The 25,435-nt window shown below is 60.3% G+C and carries 25 protein-coding genes; 13 read left to right on the forward strand and 12 right to left on the reverse strand.

Annotated features, from left to right (window positions below; all coding sequences use genetic code 11):
• Nucleotides 1–2 precede the first annotated feature (2 nt).
• The 4 genes from CKW29_RS23110 to CKW29_RS23125 form a co-directional block, all read right to left on the reverse strand.
• The gene (locus tag CKW29_RS23110; RefSeq protein ID WP_095149181.1) at nt 3–887 is read right to left on the reverse strand and encodes an ABC transporter permease subunit; all 885 of its coding nucleotides are present in this window, start codon (nt 885–887) and stop codon (nt 3–5) included.
• Nucleotides 884–1,765 (reverse strand): ABC transporter permease subunit, encoded by an 882-nt coding sequence (locus tag CKW29_RS23115; protein WP_176465357.1) that lies wholly within the window; start codon nt 1,763–1,765, stop codon nt 884–886. Before CKW29_RS23115 ends, CKW29_RS23110 begins: the two co-directional genes overlap by 4 nt.
• A gap of 29 nt (nt 1,766–1,794) precedes the next feature.
• Entirely contained in the window at nt 1,795–2,937 is a 1,143-nt protein-coding gene (gene potA / locus CKW29_RS23120; protein WP_095146844.1) for a polyamine ABC transporter ATP-binding protein, read from the reverse strand.
• A 230-nt stretch (nt 2,938–3,167) separates the two neighbouring features.
• Nucleotides 3,168–3,929 (reverse strand): gamma-glutamyl-gamma-aminobutyrate hydrolase family protein, encoded by a 762-nt coding sequence (locus CKW29_RS23125; RefSeq protein WP_095149182.1) that lies wholly within the window; start codon nt 3,927–3,929, stop codon nt 3,168–3,170.
• 279 nt (nt 3,930–4,208) lie between these two features.
• Here CKW29_RS23125 and CKW29_RS23130 point away from each other — a divergent pair, with 279 nt between their 5' ends.
• From CKW29_RS23130 to CKW29_RS23145, 4 genes are all read left to right on the forward strand, one after another.
• On the forward strand, nt 4,209–5,585 hold the full coding sequence (locus CKW29_RS23130) for a glutamine synthetase family protein (protein ID WP_095146846.1): 1,377 nt from the start codon (nt 4,209–4,211) through the stop codon (nt 5,583–5,585).
• 112 nt (nt 5,586–5,697) lie between these two features.
• A complete protein-coding gene (locus tag CKW29_RS23135; protein ID WP_095146847.1) occupies nt 5,698–7,188 on the forward strand; it encodes an aldehyde dehydrogenase in 1,491 nt (496 codons plus the stop codon).
• 53 nt (nt 7,189–7,241) lie between these two features.
• On the forward strand, nt 7,242–8,525 hold the full coding sequence (locus CKW29_RS23140) for an FAD-binding oxidoreductase (protein ID WP_095146917.1): 1,284 nt from the start codon (nt 7,242–7,244) through the stop codon (nt 8,523–8,525).
• A 202-nt stretch (nt 8,526–8,727) separates the two neighbouring features.
• Nucleotides 8,728–9,276 (forward strand): cupin domain-containing protein, encoded by a 549-nt coding sequence (locus tag CKW29_RS23145; RefSeq protein ID WP_095146848.1) that lies wholly within the window; start codon nt 8,728–8,730, stop codon nt 9,274–9,276.
• A gap of 128 nt (nt 9,277–9,404) precedes the next feature.
• Here the strand turns inward: CKW29_RS23145 and CKW29_RS23150 are convergent, their stop codons facing one another.
• The gene (locus CKW29_RS23150; RefSeq protein ID WP_095146849.1) at nt 9,405–10,175 is read right to left on the reverse strand and encodes a phytanoyl-CoA dioxygenase family protein; all 771 of its coding nucleotides are present in this window, start codon (nt 10,173–10,175) and stop codon (nt 9,405–9,407) included.
• Nucleotides 10,176–10,422: 247 nt separating this feature from the next.
• On the opposite strand from CKW29_RS23150, the gene CKW29_RS23155 reads away from it, so the two are divergent.
• Entirely contained in the window at nt 10,423–10,617 is a 195-nt protein-coding gene (locus CKW29_RS23155) for a DUF1059 domain-containing protein (RefSeq protein WP_095146850.1), read from the forward strand.
• A gap of 192 nt (nt 10,618–10,809) precedes the next feature.
• Here the strand turns inward: CKW29_RS23155 and CKW29_RS23160 are convergent, their stop codons facing one another.
• The 3 genes from CKW29_RS23160 to CKW29_RS23170 form a co-directional block, all read right to left on the reverse strand.
• Nucleotides 10,810–11,100 carry a hypothetical protein gene (locus tag CKW29_RS23160; protein ID WP_095146851.1) on the reverse strand — a complete coding sequence of 97 codons (291 nt, stop codon included), beginning with the start codon at nt 11,098–11,100 and terminating at the stop codon, nt 10,810–10,812.
• A gap of 266 nt (nt 11,101–11,366) precedes the next feature.
• Nucleotides 11,367–11,849: a MaoC family dehydratase gene (locus CKW29_RS23165; protein ID WP_095146852.1), complete on the reverse strand. Its 483-nt coding sequence runs from the start codon at nt 11,847–11,849 to the stop codon at nt 11,367–11,369.
• A 143-nt stretch (nt 11,850–11,992) separates the two neighbouring features.
• Nucleotides 11,993–12,610 carry a LysE family translocator gene (locus CKW29_RS23170; RefSeq protein ID WP_095146853.1) on the reverse strand — a complete coding sequence of 206 codons (618 nt, stop codon included), beginning with the start codon at nt 12,608–12,610 and terminating at the stop codon, nt 11,993–11,995.
• A 263-nt stretch (nt 12,611–12,873) separates the two neighbouring features.
• Here CKW29_RS23170 and CKW29_RS23175 point away from each other — a divergent pair, with 263 nt between their 5' ends.
• Together CKW29_RS23175 and CKW29_RS23180 are read left to right on the forward strand one after the other, a co-directional pair.
• Nucleotides 12,874–13,326: an Lrp/AsnC family transcriptional regulator gene (locus tag CKW29_RS23175; RefSeq protein ID WP_095146854.1), complete on the forward strand. Its 453-nt coding sequence runs from the start codon at nt 12,874–12,876 to the stop codon at nt 13,324–13,326.
• 346 nt (nt 13,327–13,672) lie between these two features.
• A complete protein-coding gene (locus tag CKW29_RS23180; protein ID WP_095146855.1) occupies nt 13,673–13,939 on the forward strand; it encodes a hypothetical protein in 267 nt (88 codons plus the stop codon).
• 196 nt (nt 13,940–14,135) lie between these two features.
• On the opposite strand, the gene CKW29_RS23185 is transcribed toward CKW29_RS23180, so the two are convergent.
• A complete protein-coding gene (locus CKW29_RS23185; protein WP_371850805.1) occupies nt 14,136–15,308 on the reverse strand; it encodes a DUF2252 domain-containing protein in 1,173 nt (390 codons plus the stop codon).
• Nucleotides 15,309–15,917: 609 nt separating this feature from the next.
• Here CKW29_RS23185 and CKW29_RS23190 point away from each other — a divergent pair.
• On the forward strand, nt 15,918–16,718 hold the full coding sequence (locus CKW29_RS23190; protein WP_095146857.1) for a hypothetical protein: 801 nt from the start codon (nt 15,918–15,920) through the stop codon (nt 16,716–16,718).
• A 143-nt stretch (nt 16,719–16,861) separates the two neighbouring features.
• Here CKW29_RS23190 and CKW29_RS23195 read toward each other — a convergent pair whose 3' ends face one another.
• The gene (locus CKW29_RS23195) at nt 16,862–17,110 is read right to left on the reverse strand and encodes a hypothetical protein (protein WP_095146858.1); all 249 of its coding nucleotides are present in this window, start codon (nt 17,108–17,110) and stop codon (nt 16,862–16,864) included.
• Between the two features lie 355 nt (nt 17,111–17,465).
• Here CKW29_RS23195 and CKW29_RS23200 point away from each other — a divergent pair, with 355 nt between their 5' ends.
• The 3 genes from CKW29_RS23200 to CKW29_RS23210 all read left to right on the forward strand — a co-directional run bounded on the left by CKW29_RS23200 (nt 17,466) and on the right by CKW29_RS23210 (nt 21,975).
• The gene (locus tag CKW29_RS23200) at nt 17,466–17,990 is read left to right on the forward strand and encodes a DUF3087 domain-containing protein (RefSeq protein WP_095146859.1); all 525 of its coding nucleotides are present in this window, start codon (nt 17,466–17,468) and stop codon (nt 17,988–17,990) included.
• Between the two features lie 72 nt (nt 17,991–18,062).
• Nucleotides 18,063–18,761, forward strand: a complete 699-nt coding sequence (locus CKW29_RS23205; protein ID WP_095146860.1) for a GNAT family N-acetyltransferase — start codon at nt 18,063–18,065, stop codon at nt 18,759–18,761.
• A gap of 589 nt (nt 18,762–19,350) precedes the next feature.
• The gene (locus tag CKW29_RS23210; RefSeq protein WP_095149184.1) at nt 19,351–21,975 is read left to right on the forward strand and encodes an EAL domain-containing protein; all 2,625 of its coding nucleotides are present in this window, start codon (nt 19,351–19,353) and stop codon (nt 21,973–21,975) included.
• Between the two features lie 4 nt (nt 21,976–21,979).
• On the opposite strand, the gene CKW29_RS23215 is transcribed toward CKW29_RS23210, so the two are convergent.
• Entirely contained in the window at nt 21,980–22,726 is a 747-nt protein-coding gene (locus CKW29_RS23215; protein WP_095149185.1) for an SDR family oxidoreductase, read from the reverse strand.
• Between the two features lie 262 nt (nt 22,727–22,988).
• The gene (locus tag CKW29_RS23220) at nt 22,989–23,930 is read right to left on the reverse strand and encodes a class I SAM-dependent methyltransferase (RefSeq protein ID WP_095149186.1); all 942 of its coding nucleotides are present in this window, start codon (nt 23,928–23,930) and stop codon (nt 22,989–22,991) included.
• A gap of 340 nt (nt 23,931–24,270) precedes the next feature.
• Between CKW29_RS23220 and CKW29_RS23225 the strand changes: the two genes are divergently transcribed.
• Together CKW29_RS23225 and CKW29_RS23230 are read left to right on the forward strand one after the other, a co-directional pair.
• Complete coding sequence (locus tag CKW29_RS23225) at nt 24,271–24,816, forward strand: cytochrome b (protein ID WP_095149187.1); 546 nt, start codon at nt 24,271–24,273, stop codon at nt 24,814–24,816.
• A gap of 25 nt (nt 24,817–24,841) precedes the next feature.
• Nucleotides 24,842–25,414 (forward strand): YceI family protein, encoded by a 573-nt coding sequence (locus tag CKW29_RS23230; RefSeq protein WP_095149188.1) that lies wholly within the window; start codon nt 24,842–24,844, stop codon nt 25,412–25,414.
• Nucleotides 25,415–25,435 lie beyond the last annotated feature (21 nt).

Genomic DNA, 25,435 nt, shown 5'->3' on the forward strand with positions numbered 1-25,435 from the left:
CACTAGGCCGTCGCTCCTGCCAGTGGCCGGGCGGGTTGCTGCCAGGATTCGCTGGCGGTCTGGTCCATCGCATCCTGGATCGCCCGTTTGCGATTGGCTTCGGCCTTGCGGCTGAAGTACCAGACCATGAAGGTCACGATCGATACCGCCAGCAAAATCAGGCTGGCCACGGCGTTGATCTCGGGCTTCACGCCCAGGCGCACCGCCGAGAAGACTTCCATCGGCAAGGTGGTGGAACCCGGGCCGGACACGAAGCTGGCCAGTACCAGGTCGTCCAGCGACAGGGCGAACGACATCATGCCGCCCGCCGCCAGCGACGGCGCGATCATCGGGATGGTGATCAGGAAGAACACCTTCAACGGGCGTGCCCCCAGGTCCATGGCCGCTTCTTCGATGGACAGGTCCAGCTCACGTAAGCGCGCCGAGACTACCACCGCGACATAAGCGGCACAAAACGTGGTGTGGGCAATCCAGATGGTGACGATGCCACGCTCCTGCGGCCAGCCGATCATTTGCGCCATGGCCACGAACAGCAGCAACAGCGACAGGCCGGTGATCACTTCCGGCATCACCAGGGGCGCGGTCACCAGGCCACCGAACAGCGTGCGGCCCTTGAAGCGGGTCACCCGGGTCAGCACAAAGGCGGCCAGGGTGCCCAGCGCCACGGCGGCAATCGCGGTGTAGCAGGCGATTTCCAGGGAGCGCACCACCGAGCCCATCAACTGGCTGTTGTCCAGCAGGCCGGCGTACCACTTCACCGACCAGCCGCCCCAGACCGTCACCAGCTTCGAGGCGTTGAACGAGTAGATCACCAGAATCAGCATCGGCAGATAGATGAACGTCAGGCCGAACACCAGCATCATTCTTGAAAATCCGAAACGGTTCATGCCCGTCCCTCCATCTCTTTGGCTTGGCTGCGGTTGAACAGCAGGATCGGCACAATCAGGATCACCAGCATGATCACCGCCAGCGCCGAGGCTACCGGCCAGTCACGGTTGTTGAAGAACTCCTGCCACAGCACGCGGCCGATCATCAGGGTTTCCGGGCCGCCCAGCAGTTCCGGAATCACGAACTCACCCACCACCGGGATGAACACCAGCATGCAGCCTGCGATGATGCCGTTGCGGGCCAGCGGCACGGTGATTTTCCAGAAGTTGTTGAAGTTGCTCGAGCCCAGGTCCGAGGCGGCTTCCAGCAGGCTGGCGTCGTGCTTGACCAGGTTGGCGTACAGCGGCAGCACCATGAACGGCAGGTAAGCGTAAACCACCCCGATATAGACGGCCGTGTTGGTGTTGAGGATCTCGATCGGGTGCGACGTCAGGCCGGTCCACATCAAAAACCCATTGAGCAGGCCGTTGTTGCTGAGGATGCCCATCCACGCATACACGCGGATAAGGATCGCGGTCCAGGTCGGCATCATGATCAGCAACAGCAAGACGTTCTGCGTTTCCTTGCTGGCCTTGGTAATGGCGTAGGCCATCGGGAAACCGATCACCAGGCACATGGCGGTACTGAGCAGCGCCACTTTCAACGAGCCCAGGTAAGCCGAGAGGTACAGCTCGTCGGCGGCCAGCAGCGAGTAGTTGCTCAGGTTCAGCAGCAGTTGAAACTTCTGTTCGGCGAAGCTGTAAATCTCGGAGTAGGGTGGAATGGCCAGGGCGGCTTCGGAAAAGCTGATCTTCATCACCAGAAAGAACGGCAGCATGAAGAACAGAAACAGCCACAGGAATGGAATACCGATGACGACCTTGCGACCGCTCGGCAAAAACCGCTGGAACTGCTGAGTGAGGGTATTCATGCGCGCAGTACCACGCCGCTGTCGTCTTCCCACCAGACATAGACCTGATCGTCCCAGGTCGGGCGCGCGCCACGGCGTTCGGCGTTGGCCATGAACGACTGGACGATCTTGCCGCCGGGCAGCTCCACGTAGAACACCGAGTGCCCGCCCAGGTAGGCGATGTCGTGCACCTTGCCCTGGGACCAGTTGTAGCGGGTCTCGGGCTTGAGGGTGCTGACCAGCATTTTTTCCGGGCGGATGGCGTAGGTGATCGATTTGTCCTGCACCGAGGTGCTGACGCCGTGGCCGACGTAGATCTTCTGTTCCAGATCAGGGCTGTGAATGATCGCGTGGCCCTCCAGGTCCTCGACCACGGTGCCGTCGAAGGCGTTCACGTTGCCGATGAACTCGCAGACCATGCGACTGACGGGTGCTTCATAGATGTCCACCGGGCTGCCGATCTGGGCGATCCAGCCCAGGTGCATGATCGCGATACGCTCGGCCATGGTCATGGCCTCTTCCTGGTCGTGGGTCACCATCACGCAGGTCACGCCCACGCGCTCGATGATCTCCACCAGTTCCAGCTGCATCTGCGAGCGCAGCTTTTTATCCAGGGCGCCCATCGGTTCGTCGAGCAGTAATAGCTTCGGACGCTTGGCCAGGGAGCGGGCCAGGGCCACACGCTGGCGCTGGCCACCGGAGAGCTGGTGCGGCTTGCGCTTGGCGTACTGGGTCATGTGCACCAGGCGCAGCATTTCTTCGACCCGGGCGTCGATTTCGCTGGCGGGCAAACGGTCCTGCTTGAGGCCGAAGGCAATGTTCTGCGCCACCGTCATGTGCGGGAACAGGGCGTAGGACTGGAACATCATGTTGATCGGCCGCTCGTAGGGCGGCATGTCGGTGATGTCCACGCCGTCGAGCAGGATCCGCCCTTCGGTGGGGCGTTCGAAACCGGCCAGCATGCGCAGCAGGGTCGACTTGCCGGACCCGGAGCCGCCGAGCAGGGCGAATATCTCACCCTGATGGATCTCCAGGGACACATCGTCCACCGCAGTGGTTTCGTCGAATTTCTTGGTGACGCGATCGACTTTCACCAACACCTTTTTCGGTTGCTGATGACCTTCAAGCGTCTTCCTGTAAATGCTGGAGGCGTTTGCCATGTGAAACTCCCAACAGGTTTCAGTCGCCGGGCCAACGCGGCCTGACTTAATAGGTGATTGCAAGCCCGTGCCGGGAGATGCCGGTCGGGCTTACTCGGCGCCGCCGTCCTGGCTGCCTGGTCGTACTTGTTGTTATTGCGTTTGGTGGTTTTCGTGAGGGGAGGGCGCGCAAAGACGCGCCCGCCTGACTCGCGGGGGACCGTTCAATCGTTGAATGCAGTGTGCTGTCGTCAGCGCTGGTTGCGCAGCGCTGCCCGTTGCCGGCATGCGTCGCCAAACGCCTGGAAAATACTCAAGTAGGGAGGGTTGCTCAGCACCTGCCATTCCGGGTGCCATTGCACGCCGACGGCGAAGGCCTTGCTGTGCTCGAGGGAGACCGCCTCGATCAGGCCATCGGGAGCGATGGCTTCGGCGCGCAGGCCGGGGGCCAGGCGGTCGATGCCCTGGCTGTGAATCGAGTTGACCTGGAACACCGCAGGCAGGTCCAGGGCTTCGAACACGCCACCCGGCTGCACCTTGACCGCGTGAGCCGGTGCGTACTGCACGGCCAGGTCCGGGTGATCGGCTTCGCGGTGATCGAGCATGCCGGGCAGCTCATGGACTTTCTGGTGCAGGCTGCCACCGAAGGCCACGTTCATCTCCTGGAAGCCGCGGCAGATGCCGAGCACCGGAATGCCGGCCGCAATGGCCGCACGTAGCAAGGGAAGGGTGGTGGCGTCTCGCGCCGGATCGTGATCCGTACCGGGTGCGCTGGCGGAGCCCTGATAGTGGAAAGGTTCCACATTCGACGGCGAGCCGGTCAGCAGCAGACCGTCGAGCTGCGCGAGCAGATCGTCGATTTCGGTCAGCTCGCCCAGGGAAGGAATGACGACGGGCAACCCCAGGGCGCCGACGCTGACAGCACGTACGTACTTGTCGCCGCTGATGTGGTAGGGGTGCAGGCCAATCTGTTTGACGCACGCAGTAACGCCGATCAATGGCTTGAATGCCATTTTTATCACCTCGAAGTTTCACACTTGAACGAGCTTTTCCAGAGCTTAGCCTCGTTGATTTTTTTTAACAACTCCAATGTAAAAGATTCTAAACGGCTGGTGAGTGGAGGCGTAGGCCAACTGCAGCTCTTGGGCGGTTTTTTGCTGGTTTGATGGTTGTGGCGGCCAATAAAATCAACAAAAAAGGCGCTTTTCTCGCTATTGACTTCACTTTGCCTTTCGGATTGACTGGGCTCGTGAAAGGGCGGTGAACATAATAATTAACATAATAGGTGCATCATGTCGGTACCCCTGCGTGCCGTTCAGCTCAACGAAGCGAACGCATTCCTTAAGAAACATCCTGAGGTTTTGTACGTCGACCTTCTGATTGCGGATATGAACGGCGTGGTGCGCGGCAAGCGCATCGAGCGCACCAGTCTCCACAAGGTCTACGAAAAAGGCATCAATCTCCCGGCCTCGCTGTTTGCCCTGGACATCAACGGTTCTACGGTGGAAAGCACCGGCCTGGGTCTGGACATCGGCGACTCTGACCGAATCTGCTATCCCATCCCCAATACCCTGAGCATCGAGCCCTGGCAGAAGCGTCCTACCGCGCAACTGTTAATGACCATGCACGAACTGGAAGGCGAGCCCTTCTTCGCCGACCCACGTGAAGTCCTGCGCCAGGTCGTGAGCAAGTTCGACGCCATGGGCCTGACCATCTGCGCCGCGTTCGAGCTGGAGTTCTACCTGATCGACCAGGACAACGTGAACGGTCGTCCGCAGTCGCCACGCTCGCCGGTTTCCGGCAAGCGTCCGCATTCGACCCAGGTGTACCTGATCGACGACCTCGACGAGTACGTCGACTGCCTGCAAGACATCCTCGAAGGCGCGAAAGAGCAGGGCATCCCGGCCGACGCCATCGTCAAGGAAAGCGCCCCGGCACAGTTCGAAGTGAACCTGCACCACGTGGCCGACCCGATCAAGGCCTGTGACTACGCGGTCCTGCTCAAGCGCGTGGTGAAGAACATCGCCTACGACCATGAAATGGACACCACCTTCATGGCCAAGCCGTACCCGGGCCAGGCGGGTAACGGTCTGCACGTGCACATCTCGATCCTTGATAAAGACGGCAACAACATCTTCGCCAGCGAGGATCCCGAGCAGAACGCCGCACTGCGTCACGCGATCGGCGGTGTGCTCGAGACCCTGCCGGCGCAGATGGCGTTCCTCTGCCCGAACGTCAACTCGTACCGTCGTTTCGGTGCGCAGTTCTATGTGCCGAACTCGCCGAGCTGGGGCATCGACAACCGTACCGTGGCGGTCCGCGTGCCGACCGGTGCGCCGGATTCGGTGCGCATCGAACACCGGGTTGCCGGTGCTGACGCCAACCCGTACCTGCTGATGGCCTCGGTCCTGGCCGGTATTCACCACGGGCTGACCAACGAGATCGAGCCGGGCGCTCCGGTCGAAGGCAACAGTTACGAGCAGAACGAACAGAGCCTGCCGAACAACCTGCGCGATGCGCTGCGCGAGCTGGACGACAGCGAGGTTATGGCCCGCTACATCGACCCGACCTACATCGACGTGTTTGTGGCGTGCAAGGAAAGTGAACTGGCCGAGTTCGAGAACTCCATCTCGGACCTTGAGTACAACTGGTACCTGCACACGGTTTGATGAGGCTGACACCCCGCGTGTGGCGAGGGAGCAAGCTCCCTCGCCACACGTTACTCAGCGCTCGTTTCATGTGTAAACACGATCACCTATTTCTCTGCGTCGAGTCACAACCATGACAAACACTCGCAGCGACTGGGAGCAACGCTTTCAGTCCTTATCCATAGAAGGTCGGGCATTCATTGACGGCCAATACCGCCCGGCAATCAGCGGCGATACGTTTGAATGCATCAGCCCCGTGGACGGGCGCTTTCTGGCGAACGTCGCCAGCACCGACGAAGCCGATGCCAATGCCGCCGTGCAGGTCGCTCGCCAGGCCTTCGAGTCCGGTGTCTGGGCCAAACTCGCCCCGGCCGAGCGCAAGCGCATCCTGATTCGTTTCGCCGATCTGATTCTGGAGAACCAGCAAGAGTTGGCGCTCCTGGAAACCCTGGACATGGGCAAGCCCATCAGCGATTCCATGGCCATCGACATTCCTGCGACCGCCAATGCGATCCGCTGGAGCGCCGAGGCGATCGACAAACTCTACGATGAAGTCGCGGCCACGCCGCACGACCAGTTGGGCCTGGTTACCCGGGAACCGTCCGGCGTAGTAGCAGCCATCGTGCCGTGGAACTTCCCGCTGATCATGGCCAGCTGGAAGTTCGCCCCGGCGCTGGCGGCGGGTAACTCGTTCATCCTCAAGCCTTCGGAAAAGTCACCGCTGACCGCGATTCGCATCGCTCAGCTGGCGCTGGACGCGGGCATCCCCAAAGGGGTGTTCAACGTCCTGCCGGGCTTCGGCCACACCGTCGGCAAGGCCCTGGCCCTGCACATGGACGTCGACGTACTGGCCTTCACCGGCTCGACGGCAATTGCCAAGCAACTGCTGATCTACGCCGGGCAAAGCAACATGAAACGCGTTTGGCTTGAGGCGGGTGGGAAGAGTCCAAATGTGGTGTTCGCCGACGCGCCGGATTTGCGCGCGGCAGCACAGGCTGCGGCCAGTGCCATTGCCTTCAACCAGGGTGAAGTCTGCACTGCGGGGTCGCGCCTGTTGGTGGAACGCTCGATTCGCGAGCAGTTCATCCCGCTGCTGGTGGAAGCCTTGCAAGCCTGGAAGCCCGGGCATTCGCTGGACCCGGACACCAACGTGGGCGCGGTGGTCGATCAGCGTCAGCTGGAGTCGGTGCTGCGTTACATCGAAGTCGGCAAGCAGCAGGGCGGGCAGTTGATCGCAGGGGGACGTCGCACCCTCGAAGACACCGGTGGCCTGTACGTGGAGCCGGCGATTTTCGATGGCGTGACCAACGCCATGACCATCGCCCGGGAAGAGATTTTCGGCCCGGTGCTGTCGCTGATCACCTTCGACACCGTTGAAGAAGCCCTGCACATTGCCAACGACAGCCTCTTCGGACTGGCAGCCGGGGTCTGGACCTGCAACCTGAGCAAGGCCCATACCTTCGCCCGTGGCCTGCGGGCCGGCAGCGTCTGGGTTAACCAGTACGACGGTGGCGACATGACGGCGCCGTTTGGCGGGTTCAAGCAATCGGGTAACGGTCGCGACAAGTCGTTGCATGCCTTCGACAAGTACACCGAGCTCAAGGCGACCTGGATCAAGCTCTAACCTTTTACACAGCAGCGGTTGCAGGCATCGGCGTGCGACCGCTCGGGAATTCAATCATGCAAAAACACGTAAACAGCTACTACGCCGCGACCCGCAACGAGACCCTCGATTTTCCGGTGCTCGAAGAGCTGGTCGAGTGCGATGTCTGTGTTATCGGCGCGGGCTACACCGGTCTGTCGTCGGCCCTGTTTCTCAGCGAAGCGGGCTACAGCGTCACCGTGCTGGAAGCCGCCAAGGTCGGTTACGGCGCCAGCGGTCGCAATGGCGGGCAACTGGTCAACTCCTACAGCCGCGACGTCGATGTCATCGAGCAGCGCTATGGCGACAAAACCGCCGAAGTGCTCGGCAGCATGATCTTCGAAGGTGCCGACATCATTCGTTCGCGCATCAAACAGTACGACATCAAGTGCGACTACAAGCCCGGCGGCATTTTTGCCGCGCTGAACAAGAAGCAGCTCAAAGGCCTGGCTGAGCAGAAAAGCAGCTGGGAGCGTTACGGCAACCACAACCTGCGCATGCTCGATGCCGCCGAAATCGCCAGGGAAGTCGGTTCGAAAAACTACGTCGGCGGCCTGCTGGACTTGCAGGGCGGTCACGTACACCCGCTGAACCTGGCCTTGGGCGAGGCCGCCGCCATCATCGGCCTGGGCGGAAAAATCTTCGAACAGTCGGCGGCCGTGGAAATTACCTACGGTGAGCCGATTGTGGTCCGGACCGCCAAGGGCGTGGTGCGCGCCAAGTACCTGCTGATCGCCGGTAACGCCTACCTGCCACAGGACCTCGACAACCGTGTGACCCGTAAAAGCATGCCCTGCGGTTCGCAGATCGTGGTCACCGAGCCGTTGTCCGAGAAAGTGGCCAGGAGCCTGATCAGCAACAACTACTGCGTCGAAGACTGCAACTACCTGCTCGATTACTACCGCCTGACCGCCGACAACCGCCTGCTGTACGGCGGCGGCGTGGTCTACGGTGCCCGCGAGCCCGACGACATCGAGCAACTGATCCGGCCAAAAATCCTCAAGACCTTCCCGCAACTCAAGGACGTGAAGATCGACTACCGCTGGACCGGCAACTTCCTGCTGACCATGTCGCGCATGCCGCAGTTCGGCCGTATCGAGAAAAATGCCTACTACATGCAGGGCTACAGCGGCCACGGCGTGACCTGCTCGCACCTGGCTGGCAAGTTGATCTCGGAAATGATCCGCGGCGATGCCGAACGCTTCGATGCGTTTGCGTCCCTGCCGCACATGCCGATGTTCGGCGGCCGCACCTTCCAGGCACCGCTGACCGCCATGGGCGCGGTGTATTACGCCATGCGTGACCGTTTCGGCATCTAGTTTCAACCTCACCGACGGCCTTGCTGATTGAGGCCGTCGGATTTTTTACGGACCCTTTACCGAACCTGCTGAGCGGTGGGGGGCAAACGTGATTTAATAGCCGCCTTCACGTCTTCGGGACAGAGGAACGGCGCATTTCGCGACAGAAGTCGCCCGCCATCCACCCCACATTACCCTTAAGTTGTTCTCACATAAGGCTGTCATGGACACGGGCTCTCGACTCAAATTAGTACGCGAAAGCTACAAACTGTCCCAGCGCGAGCTGGCCCGGCGTAGCGGCGTCACCAATGCCACCATCTCCCTGATCGAACAGAATCGCGTCAGTCCATCTGTCAGCTCACTCAAGAAGCTGCTGGAGGGCATTCCCATGTCCCTGGCCGACTTCTTTACCTTCGACCAGCCGCCCCGCGAGCACCAGTACATCTTCCGCGCCAACGAGCAACCCGACCTCGGCCGCCACGGCCTGCGCCTGCTGCTGATCGGCGCCTCCGTACCCAGCCGGCAGATGCGCTTGCTGCGCGAACAATATGCACCGGGCGCCAGCTCGGGCGAAGAACCGATCGTGCACACCGAAGGCGAGGAGTGCGGGTTGGTAACGCGCGGTACCGTCGAACTCACGGTGGACGGCCAGGTGAGTGTGTTGAATGCCGGGGATGGCTATTACTTTCCGACGACCTTGCCGCATCGGTTCCGCAATATCGGGGCGGACGAGGCGGAGATTATCAGCGCGAATACGCCGGCTAACTTCTGATATTCAAAGCGGTGGGGGGCTGCAGTGGTGTGCCCTCTCATCATAATCGCTGGAGCGACGACCGAAAGAGCCCAAACCCCTTGACGGGTCAAGCGCGCAGGCGGTTCTGCGTACAGTGTGCGATCGGGTCAGTCGTATTCCGCTTCCTGATGCTCTCCTAACAAGCGCCGCTGACGTGGCGTGGCGGCAGCCAGCACCGTCGGGTTGAAGCGCCAGTGCAGATAGGGGGAGAACTTCTGCGCCACCATGCGTCGGCCGTAATGCACCTGCAACAGGTAGCGCGTGCGGTCGAGGGTTCGGTTGTTGCTACCGGCGTGCCACAGCTCGCTGCGTAACATCAGAACATCCCCGGCCGAACACAGCACCGGTTGCGCCGTATGGCCCTGCCACTGGCTTTCGCCACGAGCAGGCGGCCGGCCGGCTCGGTGACTACCCGGGATCACCCGGGTGGGGCAGAGCTCGGTATCGATATCGTCCAGGTAGAGGTGCGCGGTGCAGATCTGCATCGGCAACTCGAAGGCGGGGTCGGCCAGCAGGCTTTGCGGCAGCTTCATCGCCAGGTAATCCACATGCAATTCGGCGCCGACAAAGCCCGGATGGCAGCGCCAGGCAGTCTGGCCGATGATGTGACAGTCTTCTCCCAGGGCAGCCTCGGCCAATTCGATGATCCCGCCCAGATCGAGAAACGGTAGCCACAACGGGTCGCGGTTGAACACGCACTTGTAATGATCGAGCAGGCCGCTGTAGTCCCAGTGCTGCGGATCAAGGCAATCAATTGCAGTGCGCAGCGTGATGATCTGGGCGCTATCCAGCACGCCGCGCAGCAGTACGAAACCCTCTCGGTGCAAGGCCCGCAGACGGCTGGCGGTCAGTGATGGCAAGCGTTCGGTGGTGGCCATGGTGCGCACCCGGAAAATGCAGATAACTCCAACGCATACTGGCACTGCGCGTAGGGCTTCGCCAGGCTTGTCTCTTTCGGCAGGTCTGGCGCCTCATGGCGGAACGCCTTCAGCGATCCTTTGACCGACCTATACTTCAGGGATAATCACACTTGATGCGACGCGCAATTGTGTTCGATGTACCCCGTGGCGTGTCGAGCGGTCGTTCACGCAGGCGCTGGCCTGCCTTCGTATGGAGGAGAACATCATGGCGCGCAAATACATCGATTGCCGCGAATTTCCAAGTGACACCAAGTGTTCTGTCGCACTGTGTGCCGACTCTGAACAAGAATTGCTGGATGCCGCCGCGCAGCATGCGGTTTTGGTTCACAAACACATCGATTCGCCAGAGTTACGCGCACAACTGAAGACCATGTTTCACGATGGCACACCGCCGCTTTAAGCAGCGGCTTAATGCAGAAGGCTTGTCGGGGGATTCAGAACAGTCTGCGGGACTCATCTTGATGAGCCCCGCAGGTTTAACGAGCACTGAACGTCATCACCGAACGGAATACTTTGTTACCGGCCGTCCTCGTCTGGCTTCCTTCAAAACTTGCGACAGCGATAGTGTCGTGAGATCAATCGCAAGGGCGCGCTATTTGATCTGCACAATGACTGGACCTTCCGTTACGATCGGCGGATCCGCGTGGATACTCGAGGCATTTTTCTGAATCCACTCACGCGCGACTTTCAAGCTCGCATCGCTGCCGGCCTTGTCCGTGCAAACAGTCACCGACGTACCGCCATCACCCGTATTGAGCAGTGTGTAGCTTACGAGGCCAGGCACTGTCCGCAGGGTAGCTTCGACGTCGGCTTGGCGCTTTTCTAAAAGCTCGAAAAGCTGCTTTGCTCCAGTACCCAAGTAGGTTCTTATAACCGCATACATAGTCGTCTCCTTTGGGAGTACCGTCTTGATGCCAATCCAGATCTGCTGATGGCCGCTATCACTCAGGTTCAATTCGCCCCGATTTATAAAGCTTAGCCAAACGCCGGAGACAAGCGAAATGCAACGACCACCGGCTACTTTTGGTCGAAAGTGGCCTGTTGCCAAGGGCTGCAATCCACAACCCATTGCAGCCCGTCACAGCGTCTAGAAAACCAAGGGCGATTAGCCGCCAGTCATGAGGGGCAGCTTCCAATCCATAACGCTCATTAGTTGGCGTGCGTTACCCCGTTTGTGGGATCGCCCTTGGCAAGCATCTGCACCAGGAGTTCCTGCTCCTTCGCGCCTGGTAAAACCCCGCGGGTTTCTCCCTCCAGCACGATGATGCCGTCCTCGTTGGTGAGGGTGATCACCGCCGTTGCACGGCCTTTTTCATCCGTGCTCACAATGACCCAATGGCATGTCACGGTATCGCCAGCATAGACGGGGCGCTTGAAGTTGAATGTCATTGCCGACGCCAGCCAGCCGATCTGGCCGCCGATTTCGGTCACCAGGCTGGCGGTCAACAGACCGTGGGATACCGGTGCTCTGAAGTGACGGGCTTCGGCGAAATGCGCATCGAAATGCACCGGATTGTAGTCGCGGGAAATCTGCGCAAAGCGCTGGATGTCATCCTGCGAGAAGCGGCGGGAGAGGGTGAAGCTATCGCCCGTTTGAAGCCCTTCGGCTGCACGCTGTCTAAAGCTTTTCATTGAAGTCCCTTGTCTTATCGATCTGCAAAGAATGCCCGGCCCATGGAAAGTAGCCTGTTTTTACCTTGGAGGTGAAGATGCGGGCAGCGCCAAGTAGCACGCCGCGCATGTCGACGCAGCTCGGCAGATTCTGGAGATGACGGTCAGCGCAGGATCTGATCGATTAACAACAGTACGGCGATCATGATCATGATTGCTCCCGAGAGCCGACTGACTGCTTGAGCGGCCACGGGGCGCGCCTGCAATACGGCTCGAGAGCCGAAACCCACCAACAGGTAGATCACGCCGCAACTCAAGGCGTGAAGCAGTCCTAGCGCGATGATCTGCATCGGCACCGGCCAGGAAGCCGTCGGGTCGGTGAACTGCGGCAACAAGGCGAGAAACAGCAGGAAAACCTTGGGGTTCAGACCGCTCACGCAGGCACCTTTAAAGGTCCAGCGTGCCCAGGAGCCGGATGCCTGGTTCTCCCCGGCGCGAGGTGTCGAGGGATGCAAGAGCATGTTGATTCCCAGCCAAAGCAGGTACGCAGCACCGGCAACGGTCAGTATCGAAAGGGCAATGGGGTTGCTTGCAACCAGGCCGCCGACACCGGCCGCCACGATCAGCGTTGCCAATAGATGTCCAATCAACAATCCGGCCACGGCGGGCATCACGACACGACCCACCAGGCCGGCCGGTATCGCGTAGGCCCAATCCGCCCCGGGTGTAATCACGAACAAGAACGACACCGCCCAGAACGCGGCGAAAATACCAAGACTCATGCCTGTCTTACCTTCTGCTGCTGTACGAGTTCTTGTTCTGGCCTGATCGACAGCCGGAAGTGGCTTTTATCGAGTCATCTCGGGTGTTCTCAGCGGGGGTTCGCATTGTTCTTTCTCGTAGAAATCAAGGCAGCGTCCGACCTCATCCAGGCAAAGGCGGACGACCAGTGGTTATAAAGTTCACGGAAAGAATAATTGAATATGCTTAAAATATTTTCTCTATTATTCCAATGTAAATACTTAATAAAGGTAGATAATTTTATATGGACAGGATTGATCAGAAGATTCTTGCCGAACTTCAGGTTGATGGACGATTGTCGGTTACCGAGTTGGCAGAACGGGTCGGTCTGAGCCTGTCTCCCTGCCACCGAAGAGTGCGTGCGCTGGAGGAGGCGGGCGTGATTCAGGGCTATCGCGCGCAGCTCTCGCCCAGCGCGCTAGGCCTGAACTTTTCGGCAATGGTGTTTGCGACGCTGCGCGAGGGTGATCACCAGGCGGTTGCAGCATTCGAAGGGGCGCTTGAGCAGATACCCCAGATCGTCGAGGCTCAAAGGCTTTTTGGCGAGCCCGATTATCTGCTTCACGTCATCACCCGCGACCTGCCAGCCTTTCAACAGCTCTATGATGAGCGCCTTTCCACGTTACCCAACGTCCAGCGATTGACCTCCACCCTTGTGATGAAGCGTGTCATTCAAGACCGTTCGCTTCCCCTATGAATGGCCAGGGTTGCCTCTGTAGAAATCCGGGCCTGTGACCAAACCGCAATCGGGAGTATCGAGGGGCCGAGTGGACAGCAATCAAGCCCCTCCTGCTCCTGGCAAAGACGCCCTAAACCCCTTTGGTAGAAGGCAGCAGGATCGTCCCCGGACATTGAAGAACAGCCCGCTACGGCGTGCGACATCAACTCCCTTGCGGGTCTGCCGATGTCGACCTATCGTTAAATTCCAGGCACTGACAACGAGGCAGTTTCGGTTTGTGAGGCAAAGAATATCCCCGCCCAGCCGTGTACGGCCGATGCTCGGGGAGCACAGTGATTGAGTACTCTTGAACAGGAGGAAAATCATGATGGGCAAGCACTACTTGATTGCCCTGGCGACACTGGCCATCGCCGCAGGCGCGCAGTGGATGCCACTGACGGCCTACGCGACCGACCAGGCTGATCAACGGCAGGAGTCGCGGGATACGAAGCAGGAAGGACGCGACGCAGCAAGGGAAACCAAGGAAGCGTGCAAAGAGGGTGATGAAAAGAACCGTGCCGAATGTCGCCAGGACAAGCGCGACACCAAGCAGGACACGCGCGATACCGCGCGGGATGTCAAGTATCAGTAGTTGACGTGGATAGCGCCCCACGATGCTGTCGGGGCCTGAACGTGGTCGATCTTTTCGGGAAGCGGTTGTCGCTGCGCGGTGCGGCTGGAGACGAATGTCGGCACCTGTACCGCGCACTTCAACTCTCTGGGAGATCAAGGGGTGCGGCCCATTGCGCCCATCCAGAAACCCCGTTGCCTGCCAGGCTGATCTGGGCTCACTCTTCTTCTCTCAGCGCCTGGATCCGTCCGGACTTTTCCGCAGCCAGCAGTGCGGCATGGTCTTTCGCGTTTTGATCCGCATAACTTATGGCAAATTTGCCGATGGCCTGGTCGAAGGTGTCCGTCTTGCCCAAATACCCACTGATGAGTGCGGAGTCTCCCGATTTGGCGTGGGCGCGGGCCAGGGTACGACCACACAGGTCGGCGTACAGCTTCATTCGGGAGGCCGTGCCCCCTTCAATCGGCGCTGACATTTTCATGTCCCGTAACTGGCGGACAAAAAAATGCCGGCCATTGCGGCCTCGTGTCCAGCCCAGAAAGATGTCGCTGGAGGACTGCATCAGTCGTTGTCCGGTGACAACGCGCTGGCCCTGGTTCTCGTAGTCGCTCTTGCCGGCATAGGGCGCCAGCACCGAGGGGCAGGCTTCCTTGAATTGCAGGAGCAAAGGGTGGTTTTCCGCGGAAAAGAACAGACCGACGAAACAATAGGTACCGACGCTGCCGATCCCGACCGCCTTGACGGCAATGTCTTCGAGGCGGTAACGATCGAAGAGCACGCGCCGTTCATGGGGCAGGGACAATCGATAATCTTGCAGCGCCATCTGCACTCGCTGCAGAAAGCCCTTTTCATAGACATGAAACAGAATGGGCGGCTGATCGATCAGTCGTCGCCGTCCGCCTACTTCGCCACTGATCTTGGGATAGAGGTAATCGCCTATCCGGATTTTGGCCTTTGCGATCATTTGCTCGCGAAATTTTTTAACTTCCGCGTTGGGTGCCAGATCAATGATCGCTTGCGCGTCCAGGCAGTCGTACCAGACCTCCAGCGGGTTCAGCTTCGACAGTTTGCGCAGGTGCTCACGGTAAGCACGAACGCATTCGACGGCGGCGCTGCGTGCCTCTTTATCGCTGAGTCGGTTGTCGCGTGCGGCCACGGCAAAGCTGATCGCCAAGCGTTTTATATCCCATTCCCAGGGGGCGGGCAGGGTTTCGTCGAAATCGTTGATGTCAAAAATCAGATTGCGCTCGGGTGTCGCGAACAATCCGAAGTTCAACAGGTGGCAATCCCCGCAGGCTTGCACCCGAATGCCGGTGAGAGGGGTCGTGGCCAGGTCATGGGCCATCAGCCCCGCAGAGCCCCGTAAAAAGGTGAATGGACTGCGCAACATGCGCCCGTAGCGCACAGGCACCAGATCGGGCAGTCGATAGCGGTTGGACTGCTCGAGCAACTCGAGAGGGTTTCGATGTTTGCGCGGCGGGTTCCATACGGCGTGCGCCGAATGTGGCACGCCCTCGCGTAATTGCTCGCCTGCGCTCAGGCGCTCCTTGCGTGAGCGAAAGACCGGCTCGTCCCCGGTGTCCTTTACTTTGCGGGGGGAGTTTTTGCCAGAGCGCTTGGTGCCGGGAGCCATATCCACTCCTTTGCTCAACGAAGTCTGACTCGCTTGGGCACAGGACCGGGTCATGCGTCGGTTTCGTCAGCCCACCGTGTCATTGCCAGGAAAACCATTGCGTGTGCGTGCACCAGCATCCTGGCAAGCGCCGCAGACCCTCGTCACAAGCTTAGCAGTTCTGGTCCCGGGTGCCGGGGAGTGCCTATGCCAATGAGGGGGGTGGCAATCGCCACAATATCTTCCCCCTTGCGCTACGGCTGCTAAGCTTCGAGTTGGCTGCATCCGTGCCAGTCCATGGCCAGACGTTGAGGGCGTGTCCTCGGTTTCAACCTCCGCTTCCATTGAGGTGGGAGCGACTGTCGGCAACCTGCAAGGAGGCAGTCGATGGTGATCAAGTGCAGGGTCGATTCGAGTGCGGACGGTATTCTTGAGCCGCTCGGTCATGAAGAGCTTGAGCAGGTGCTGGTGTCACTGCTGGCCAGTCCTTCGTTCGCCAGGTCCAGGCGGATGGGCAGCCTGCTGCGTTTTCTGGTGGAGCATGACCCGCAATGCTTGAACATTCCCCTGACCGAGCACGCCATCGGTATCGCGGTATTTCGTCGTGATCCGGCGGTCTACTGCACGGGCGACGATCCGGTGGTGCGGGTGCAGGTGGGCCGGTTGCGACGCAAGCTCGCCACTCATTACGCCACCGTCGGCCAACAGGAAACCGTACGCCTGAGCATTCCGGCCGGTTGTTATCGGCTGGCTTACCAGCGGCTGCGTCCCAAGGGGGTCAGCCCTCGTCATCCTGTTCTACACGTCCAACCGTTTACCTGCATCACCCACGATGGCGACGACTTTACCCGGGGCCTGTGCGAAGAGTTGAGCTGCCGGCTGTTCGAGTCGTTCGAGCAGTCGCAGAGCGGTACCAGTCAGGTGCTGATGAAGGTGCCGCGCAACAGTGTGAAAGTACCGGACACGGTGCGGGCCGGGCGTGGCAGCTATTGCCTGGAAGGCAGCGTGCGGGTGGAGCCGACCCGGGTCCGGGCGTCATTGCGCCTGATTGATGTGGCTCAAGGCCGGATTCGCTGGTCAGCGCAGTTCGATCGCAATCAGCCCTGCGGCATCGCCGCCCAGGAAGACCTGGCGGAGTCTATCTGTCAGTCGCTGACGGGCTATTTCGCCAGGGGAGACGCGTGCTGAGTGGTGGGGGGAAAGCGCAAGATTGTCCCGGCGGTATGCTGCATATCGGTGTTGCACCAACGGGAATGTGTACCGGGAGGGCCTCGCCGGGACCTGTGTGGTGAAAAACAGCGGGGCGGTCGTGCAACCGCCCCACCGTGGCTTCAGTGCGCTGGGCTACTGACCCGCGCATCGGCCCAGACGAAGTTCCAGCTGTTTCGTTTGCCTTTGGCGACCTCGATCAGCTTGTTTTCATACACGGTGTGATTGACCGTGCCGGTGTAGGTCAGGGTCCGGGCGGCGTTGTTCCCGGTGACCTCGCCCGGTTTGCCGCCCGACTCGACCATGGCTTTTTTCAGATCGGCCTCTGAAGGGGCACTGCTCTGGTTTTTCTCAACGGTTACGAAACTCATGATGTCACCTCTTCCGTGATGGGGGATCGGCGGGTAGCAGGGCCGACAAGTGTTCACTTCCCTGCAAACATACCGACGGCACTACTCTATTGGCCTGTCGCGCGGCGCAGAAGTGACAACCGGGCCGGTAAGGTAACAATCTGGATACAGCCGGCTCGGGTCATGTATCCGCGACGTATCAACCGGGGGTGTCTCAGGCCCTCGCTGTTCAATTCCCGGTCCAGTCGTCGACCGAGCGTCCTCGACCGATTCCGCAGTGTGAGCCTTGCCGTGCATTAAACGTGTCTGTATCGGGCGCTACGGGCGATAATGCCGCGCAATCCTGTTTTCAACCTAGCCAAAGAGCGCTGCCGTGATGTTCGAGATCAAACCGTGGAACCCCGAGACCTTTCGCCAGCAGACGCGTCGCAGCACCCTGATCATTGCCGCGACCTTCATTGCGCTGGCGATGGCGCTGTCCACGCTGGCGGTGATGGTGTTCGGTGAGCCCGGTGGCGACAATTTCCGCTACAACCTGGGCGGCGTCATTGCAGCCGTGGTCATCAGCGCCGCGCTGATGAAGCTCAAATTCTGGTCCCAGCCCTGGATGGCGGCGGCGGTGTACGGCTGGCAGCTCAAGCGCAGCCTGATGAGCGTCACCAACGTCATGCACCAGGTCACCGATGCGGTGCAGGCCGGCAACCCGAGCGCGATGAAGCTGTTGCGTTTTTATCACCTGGGGCTGGCGCAGATGCATCAACTGGACGGCAACACCAGCAGCCTCAGCCAGATGGTGCACGAGATGGACCAGCACAAGGCCAACATGGAGGCGCAGGGGCTCGAGACCGAGCAGACCCGGTTGAACCCTGAGTGGATAGCCGTGGTGAAGGCCAAGGCGTAACCGGTGCCGACGAGATGCCCCCTCATGACACTGCCCACTTTCAACGTCTTAACCCTCGGAGCCAGACCGCCGATGTTCACGATCAACCACTTTGCTGCGCCGTGCTCCGAGCACGTCAATGATCAGATTCTGCAGATGGTCGTCGACAATCTGACCGATATCAGCGCCGTCGCTTTACCGCCAAGCAACCCGTTGTTTGCCGTCTATCAATATGCGGTGGGGTATGAGGTTCATCTCTACCTGCAGGCCCTCGATGGCTCCAAAGGCATTGCGGTCGAATTGATCGCGGCGATGGATGAGGAGGATCCGTCAAAGGTGCTCGGCTTCTTGCTGTACCTGCCGGTCAAGGATGATCCCCAGGCCTGCGGCGTGGCCTTCTTGGCCGTGCACGCCAGTCATCGGCGCCGAGGCATTGCCCGCGCGATGGTGCAGGACATGCTTGGCCGCTACCCCCATGCCGAACTGACCTGTGCCGTGGGCAAGGTGCCGTATTTCGAAGCGCTGGGCTTTCAGGTGCTGGGCACCCGCGGTCACCAGGTGCTGATGAACACCCGGGACCACGTCACGGACGGCTTGATGGGGGTGCTGGATGTGACGCCGATCTACAGCTCCACCGAGGTGCGGCAGATTCATACCTATCTGCTACAAAAGAACGGCAAACGGGCGATGCTCGATGCCGAGAAACAGCGCGACCGGCATCTGGATCAACTGGCGACCAAGGCCAGGGCGTTCGTGCAGGCCCGCTTGCACGGCGCATCCCACGACGCTTGAAGGCGGGACATACGCTGATGTTCCGCGTCACAAGGTGTCTCGTCCTCAGACAGGTGTAAACCGTGTTCAGGGCGTGACACAGGTGAAAAAAAGCCCAGGCCTGTGCCGGGCTTTATGCTTTTCGGGTTTCGTGCAACTAAAAAAGAGCCTCAAAGCTCTTTGATGGGGAGGAAGTAGAGCCCAGAGGCTCAAGATGCACGTGGAACCAGTGGCGAGCTTGATTGGGGTTCAGAACACTCGCCACTCACGCAACGGCTGGAGCACTCAAGCCCTTGCGTAAAGTTATCGTAGAAAGATGGGGGGGCGGGCTCAAGTACCGCTAGTCGCATGCAGCGCAGGTATTTGCGCGGGCTGACGAGCTGCCTGACTATTTCCGATAGGGCCATCATTTCGCGACTATTCTGTGATTTTGCACCGGCAGAACGGTGCCGTTGTTGTCGTACCAAAGTGAATAACCCCGCTATTCATTAGTAGGAAACAGCATTTAGCGTTACTCCGATCAAGGACTCCTTCCAGTGCTGAGGGTTCTTATGGCGCCCCACCTGCAGTCAGGGATGCGGGTCAGTGGTGGCTTGAACAAGTGACAGCAATGGACACCAGAGTCAGGCTGGCAAGTGCCCGGGATGCGCAAGACTTTTTCGTGCAGACCCTGGAACAGGCAGTGGATGCAGTGGTGGTCATTGATGACCTGAACAACGTAGTGTTTTTCAATGCCGCGGCCGAGCGCTTTTGGGGCTGTCCTCGCCTGGACGTGCTGGGTAGCAATGTCAGTTCGCTGGTGCCCGAGGCCATACGCGCCCACCACGATGGTTATGTCAGCGCGAACCGCGAGACCGGGGTCAACAAGATCGTCGGGGTCAGCCGCGATGTGCGCATCGCGCGCCAGGATGGTGAAGAGCGCTGGGGCGCCATGTCCATCTCGAAGATCACCTTGCCGGGCCGGATCCTGTATGCCGCCTTCCTCAAGGACATTACCCAGGCACGGTTGAACGATATCGAGCACCGCTTGCTGTCGATGTCGGTCAATGTCACCAGTTCGGCCACCTGCATCGTCGACGCCGATACGCGCCTGATCTATGTCAATGACGGGCTCGTGCAATTGCTGGGGTATGGGCGCGAGGAGGTGATCGGGCATTCGCCCATGATGTTCTTTGTTGCCGACGGTCTGGCTGACACCTCTGCTCAAACGGCGCTGGAAGGAGTGCTGCTGGGGCAGTCGAGCGAAGCCATTGCGCTGATCAGCAAGCGCAATGGCCAGCGGTTGTGGGTGCATGTTTCGTCCACCCCGGTGTTCGATGCCCAAGGTAAGGTCGACAACATCGTGATCGTGCTGACCGACATTACCCGCTCAAAGCTGCACGAGGTGCTACAGGAAAAGGTCATCGGGGCGTTGTTGAAAGAGGAACCGCTGGAAGACGTGTTGACCCTGCTGTGCCAGGAGATTGAGCGCATTGCGCCTGAAGTCATCGTCTCGATCCTGAGCGTGGACCCGGATGGGGTCCTGCACCCGCTGGCCGGTCCTGGTTTGCCGACGGACTACTCCAGGGCAATCGAAGGCCTGTCCATAGGGCCCGTGGCCGGGTCGTGCGGTACGGCGGCCTATCGCGGCGAGTCGGTGCTGGTCACCGACATCGATCACGACCCGTTGTGGGCGCAATACCGGTCGCTGGCCGAACAGGCAGGGTTGCGCGCGTGCTGGTCGATTCCCGTGCGCAATGGCGCCGGACGGGTGGTGGCCACCTTTGCGCTGTACTTCAGGGAGTGCCGCGCACCGGATCCGCTGCATGCACACCTGGTCACGGCCGGGACGCACCTGTGCATGCTGGCGCTGGAACGTGAAGAGGCCCGGCAATCCATTCGCCGGATGGCCTTCTACGATGCCTTGACCGGCCTGCCCAATCGCGACTTCCTGCTGGCTCAAGCCCAACGCTGCCTGGTCGAGGTGGAGCAGGAGCAGGCTGAGCTTGCGGTGCTGTTTATCGATCTGGACCGCTTCAAGCAGGTCAACGATGCCCTGGGGCACGCCGCCGGCGACGAGTTGCTGCAAGTCATGGCGCAGCGTTTGCGCAGTGTGCTTCGGGAGTCGGACATCGCCGGGCGCTTGTCCGGCGATGAGTTCGTGCTGGTGCTGCCCAGGATCAATGCCATGCGGGTCACCGGCTTTCTTGAGCGGCTGAAAATGGTCCTGGGTTTACCGGCCAGCATTGCCGGCACCCCCGTGGTGCTGTCGGCCAGTATCGGCATCAGCATGTTCCCCGGTGACGGGCAGGATATGGAGAGCCTGCTGCAGTGTGCCGATATCGCGATGTACCAGGCCAAGCGCACGGAACCTGGCAGCTTCCGTTTCTTTCTCGAGGAAATGAACCAGATTGCCCTGGAGCGCTTGATGCTGGAGACCGCGCTGCGTGACGCCCTGGCCAACGATGGGCTGGTGCTGGTGTATCAGCCACAAGTGGCATTGAAGAGTGGACGCCTGGTGGGTGTCGAGGCACTGGCGCGCTGGAACCATCCGACCCTGGGCAGTATCTCGCCCGATCGGTTCATACCCTTGGCGGAGGAGTGCGGGTTGATCAACGACCTGAGCCAATGGGTCCTGCAGGAGGCTTGCGAGCACCTGGCGCAGTGGCGTCGACAAGGGGTGACGGTGCCTTCCCTGTCGATCAACCTGTCTCCGCTCAATTTCCAAAATCTGAACCTGGCGGGGCAGATCGCCCAGCAGTTGCAGCGATGGGCGTTGCAGCCTGCCGACTTGTGCGTGGAAGTGACAGAGGGCGTACTGCTGTCCAGCAGCCCGGGTCCGGAACAAACCCTGCGGGACCTGCATGCACTGGGTGTGCGCCTGGCCATCGATGACTTTGGCACGGGTTACTCCAGCCTGGGGTACCTGCGCCATCTGCCGATCAGTGAGCTGAAACTGGACAAGAGTTTTGTCGACGATCTGGAGCGCGATGGTTCCTGTCGTGCCTTGAGCGAATCGGTCATCGGCATTGGCAAGGGGCTGTGCCTGCTGGTGGTGGCCGAGGGTATCGAGCATGCCGTCCAGCGTGACATTCTCCAGGCCCAGGGGTATGAGGTCGGGCAGGGCAATCTGTTCTCTGCGCCGCTATCGTGCGAGGCGTTCCTGCAATGGGTGCTGGCGGGCGAGGCGCTGAATCAACCCGCTTTCGTCGCCACCGCCAGCACCGGCATCGGGCCTCCCTCAACGGGGGGCTGAGCCGTCAGGCCTGGCTTTTCAGCCAGGTTTCGAAGCGGGTCGGTCCGATGATCGGTTGGTTTCCGGGTGTCAGGGACAAGTCATCGATCTGCGCACCGAAGTAATGGGCCTTATCGTCGGCGACGACCTGGCGCGGATCGTGATTGTGGTGCAGCCATACCCGGGCAAATTCCACCAGCGGCCAGCGATCGGGACCGGCTACCTCCAGGGTCTGGTTGGCGGGTGCCTGCACGGCGATTTTCGCCAGTGCCGTCGCGACGTCACTCGAGGCGACCGGTTGCAGGTCGGCGGTGGTCAGCCGGATACAACTGCCTTCGCACCCGGATTGCGCAATGCTCTCGATGAACTCGAAAAACTGCGTGGCCCGCAGCAGGGTGTAGGGGATACCCGAGTCCTTGACCAGTTGTTCCTGAGCCATCTTGGCCCGGAAATAACCACTGTCCAGCATCCGCTCGGTGCCCACCACCGATAGCGCCACATGGTGCTTGATGCCGGCGGCGGCCTCGGCCTTGAGCAGGTTGCGTCCGGAGGTTTCAAAGAAGGCAAGGACGGCGACGTCCTCGAATGACGGTGAGTTCGATACGTCGACCACCACCTCGGCGTCGTGCAAGGCGCTTTGCAACCCTTCGCCGGTGAGGGTGTTGACGCCCCGACTTGGCGATGCGGCCAGGGCTTCATGGCCCATCTCGTGCAGTTTGTTGCAGAGCGCTTTGCCGATCAGGCCCGTACCGCCGATAACGACGATTTTCATGTCCTGTCTCCAACCAGTGCCCGGCCGGGTATTCATGCCCCGCACCGACGCCGTGCCGCTGGACAAGTGCAAGGGCTCTGCCTGCAGGTGCGGGGGCTGCAGTCGAGTGAACAGCATCTACTCAATGTAAGCACTATCCAGCAGCCATTCCCATGGACCGACAGGCGGTGCCCTTCAATCAGACATCCCGGTCAGCATGATGATCTGCGCATCGTTATCCTGAGCGGGTTGTTTAGCACTTCGACGCAGGCGGTTTGCGCACTTACTCAGCCAGGGTAAACACCAGGGCCTTCAAGCCGCTTTGCACGTCGGTGTCGGGAAACTCCGGCGGGTTTTCCAGGCGTTGTGCAAAGTGCAGGGCGGGGGCCTCGCGAGTGACGCCGTCAATCAGGAAGTCCGGACCGAAGGCCGGGTCGTTCATGCAGGCCAGCACCGTGCCCCGGGGGCTGAGCAGTTCCGGCAGGCGGCGCAGTACGCGTTGGTAGTCCTTGGTCAGCAGGAAGCTGCCTTTCTGAAAGGATGGCGGGTCGATGATCACCAGGTCGTAAGGCCCGTTGTTGATGACCTTGCCCCAGGACTTGAACAGGTCGTGACCGAGAAAGCTCACTTTGCCCAGGTCATGCCCGTTGAGCCGATGGTTGTCACGGCCCCGGCTCAGGGCGGCGCGGGACATGTCCAGGTTGACCACATGCTCGGCGCCGCCTTCGATGGCCGCTACGGAAAAGCCGCAGGTGTAGGCGAACAGGTTCAGGACCCGTTTGCCCTGAGCATTGGCCTTGACCCAATTGCGCCCGTAACGCATGTCCAGGAACAGTCCGTTGTTCTGCTTTTTGCCCAGGTCAATCCGGTAGCGCAGGCCACCCTCGGTGAGCGTCCATTCCTCGACTTCCTGCCCCAGTAGCCATTCGGTGGTGCTTTGCGGCAGGTAGCGGTGTTGCAGCAGCAAGGAGTGGGCGCCGGACTGCTGCCATTCGGGCGACTGGCTGATCTGCATCAGCAGCGCTTTGAGCGCCTCCAGCTGTTGCGGCTCGGGCTCCTTGAACAACGCGACCAGCACGATGCCTTGCATCCAGTCGACGGTCAGTTGCTCCAGCCCTGGCCAGCAGCGACCCCGGCCGTGAAACAGGCGACGGGTTTCATCGGGTATCGCTGCCAGGGCCGTCAACAAGTGGTGGTGCAGGGTGGCGAGGGCGTCAGGGTTCATCGAGCAGGGGCCAGCAATGTGAGGGGGCGGCATTTTAACCACAATACCGGGGGCAAGGCCTAATGCCAGTCAGTTAAGCGAGCGCCGAACTTTGTAGGAGCGAGCGTGCTCGCGATGGACGTTAACGATAGCGCGTGTTTTCTGATTAAGCGCGTTGCTCTTGAGTTCATCGCGAGCACGCTCGCTCCTACACATTCGACCTCATCTCCTTAACTGATCGGTATTAGGGCAAGGCCTGCTTATTGGATTTGCACAGGCACCGGTACGGATCAACAATGTAGCGAACCTCGTCAGGCAGTGTCGTTGCATCGGGCACCGCGTCGGTCGTCACGGAGCGCTCATGAATGATCGTTATACCCGCACGGCGATTTATCTGCATTGGCTGGTGGCGCTGGGGCTGATCGGTACCTTTGCGCTGGGTCTCTACATGCCCGATCTTGCCCTGTCACCCACCAAGCTGAAGCTGTACGCGTGGCACAAATGGGCCGGGGTGACCCTGTTCCTGCTGGTGCTGATCAGGTTGGGCTGGCGCCTGAGCCACCCCGCGCCACCGTTGCCCGCCACGGTGGCCCCGGTGTTGCGGCTGGCGTCCCACATCAACCATGGATTGATGTACGGGTTGATGCTCGCCATTCCACTGAGCGGCTGGTTGATGAGTTCAGCCCTGGGCTTCCAGACCTCCTGGTTCGGCGTCCTGCCGTTACCCGACTTGCTGGCCAGGGACGTCGGGCTGGGGGAGCGCCTCATAGTGTTGCACCAGGCGCTGAATTACCTGCTGCTGGCGCTGGTGGTCATCCACACCGGTGCCGCGCTCAAGCATCATTTCGTTGACCGTGATGAGGTGCTTGAGCGCATGCTGCCCGGACGGCAAAAACCTCACCCATGAGCCCGCTCACCCTTTGGAGCCTCCCATGAGCGATCGAGTTGCGCGCGCAAGTGCCTGGTTGGTCATGCTGGCCTTCGCGGTGCCGATCGGTGTCGACGCGGCTCGGTACCAGCAGGTGAATGCGACTGCCAGCCAGATCACCTTCACCTACCACCAGATGGGGTCGCGGGTGTATGGCACCTTCAGCAGGTTCGAGGCGACCATCGACTTCGACTCGGCCAACCCGGCGGCGGCCCGTGCAGCGCTGACCATTGATCTGGACAGCATCGATGTCGGCAACCGTGACGCCAACAGCGAACTGAAAAAAACGGGCTGGTTCAACACGGCCGTCTACCCGCAGGCCCGGTTTGTCTCGAGCCGGGTGACGGCGCTGGGTAATAACCGTTATCAGGTCGAAGGGTTACTGACACTCAAGGGCCTGACCCGAAAGGTGGGCGCACAGATCACCTTGAAGCCGGACAGTGCCATTGGCATTTTTGATGGCAACTTCATCCTCAAGCGCGCCGACTTCGACATCGGCGAGGGTGAGTGGGCGGATTTCGGGGTGGTCTCCAACGAGATCAACATCCGCTTTCGCGTGGTTGCACCCGAACAGTAACCGGCGTGGAAGCCTCGAGGT

The sequence above is a fragment of the Pseudomonas sp. Irchel s3a18 genome (genome assembly GCF_900187535.1).
GTDB lineage: Bacteria > Pseudomonadota > Gammaproteobacteria > Pseudomonadales > Pseudomonadaceae > Aquipseudomonas.

What these genes read in the sequence shown, in the direction of transcription:
- CKW29_RS23110 (WP_095149181.1), bottom strand. Translation starts at nt 887, where the DNA reads ATGAACCGTTTCGGATTTTCAAGAATGATGCTGGTGTTCGGCCTGACG.
- potA (WP_095146844.1), bottom strand. Translation starts at nt 2,937, where the DNA reads ATGGCAAACGCCTCCAGCATTTACAGGAAGACGCTTGAAGGTCATCAG.
- CKW29_RS23125 (WP_095149182.1), bottom strand. Translation starts at nt 3,929, where the DNA reads ATGGCATTCAAGCCATTGATCGGCGTTACTGCGTGCGTCAAACAGATT.
- CKW29_RS23130 (WP_095146846.1), top strand. Translation starts at nt 4,209, where the DNA reads ATGTCGGTACCCCTGCGTGCCGTTCAGCTCAACGAAGCGAACGCATTC.
- CKW29_RS23135 (WP_095146847.1), top strand. Translation starts at nt 5,698, where the DNA reads ATGACAAACACTCGCAGCGACTGGGAGCAACGCTTTCAGTCCTTATCC.
- CKW29_RS23145 (WP_095146848.1), top strand. Translation starts at nt 8,728, where the DNA reads ATGGACACGGGCTCTCGACTCAAATTAGTACGCGAAAGCTACAAACTG.
- CKW29_RS23150 (WP_095146849.1), bottom strand. Translation starts at nt 10,175, where the DNA reads ATGGCCACCACCGAACGCTTGCCATCACTGACCGCCAGCCGTCTGCGG.
- CKW29_RS23155 (WP_095146850.1), top strand. Translation starts at nt 10,423, where the DNA reads ATGGCGCGCAAATACATCGATTGCCGCGAATTTCCAAGTGACACCAAG.
- CKW29_RS23160 (WP_095146851.1), bottom strand. Translation starts at nt 11,100, where the DNA reads ATGTATGCGGTTATAAGAACCTACTTGGGTACTGGAGCAAAGCAGCTT.
- CKW29_RS23165 (WP_095146852.1), bottom strand. Translation starts at nt 11,849, where the DNA reads ATGAAAAGCTTTAGACAGCGTGCAGCCGAAGGGCTTCAAACGGGCGAT.
- CKW29_RS23170 (WP_095146853.1), bottom strand. Translation starts at nt 12,610, where the DNA reads ATGAGTCTTGGTATTTTCGCCGCGTTCTGGGCGGTGTCGTTCTTGTTC.
- CKW29_RS23175 (WP_095146854.1), top strand. Translation starts at nt 12,874, where the DNA reads ATGGACAGGATTGATCAGAAGATTCTTGCCGAACTTCAGGTTGATGGA.
- CKW29_RS23180 (WP_095146855.1), top strand. Translation starts at nt 13,673, where the DNA reads ATGATGGGCAAGCACTACTTGATTGCCCTGGCGACACTGGCCATCGCC.
- CKW29_RS23185 (WP_371850805.1), bottom strand. Translation starts at nt 15,308, where the DNA reads ATGTTGCGCAGTCCATTCACCTTTTTACGGGGCTCTGCGGGGCTGATG.
- CKW29_RS23190 (WP_095146857.1), top strand. Translation starts at nt 15,918, where the DNA reads ATGGTGATCAAGTGCAGGGTCGATTCGAGTGCGGACGGTATTCTTGAG.
- CKW29_RS23195 (WP_095146858.1), bottom strand. Translation starts at nt 17,110, where the DNA reads ATGAGTTTCGTAACCGTTGAGAAAAACCAGAGCAGTGCCCCTTCAGAG.
- CKW29_RS23200 (WP_095146859.1), top strand. Translation starts at nt 17,466, where the DNA reads ATGTTCGAGATCAAACCGTGGAACCCCGAGACCTTTCGCCAGCAGACG.
- CKW29_RS23205 (WP_095146860.1), top strand. Translation starts at nt 18,063, where the DNA reads ATGTTCACGATCAACCACTTTGCTGCGCCGTGCTCCGAGCACGTCAAT.
- CKW29_RS23210 (WP_095149184.1), top strand. Translation starts at nt 19,351, where the DNA reads ATGGACACCAGAGTCAGGCTGGCAAGTGCCCGGGATGCGCAAGACTTT.
- CKW29_RS23215 (WP_095149185.1), bottom strand. Translation starts at nt 22,726, where the DNA reads ATGAAAATCGTCGTTATCGGCGGTACGGGCCTGATCGGCAAAGCGCTC.
- CKW29_RS23220 (WP_095149186.1), bottom strand. Translation starts at nt 23,930, where the DNA reads ATGAACCCTGACGCCCTCGCCACCCTGCACCACCACTTGTTGACGGCC.
- CKW29_RS23225 (WP_095149187.1), top strand. Translation starts at nt 24,271, where the DNA reads ATGAATGATCGTTATACCCGCACGGCGATTTATCTGCATTGGCTGGTG.
- CKW29_RS23230 (WP_095149188.1), top strand. Translation starts at nt 24,842, where the DNA reads ATGAGCGATCGAGTTGCGCGCGCAAGTGCCTGGTTGGTCATGCTGGCC.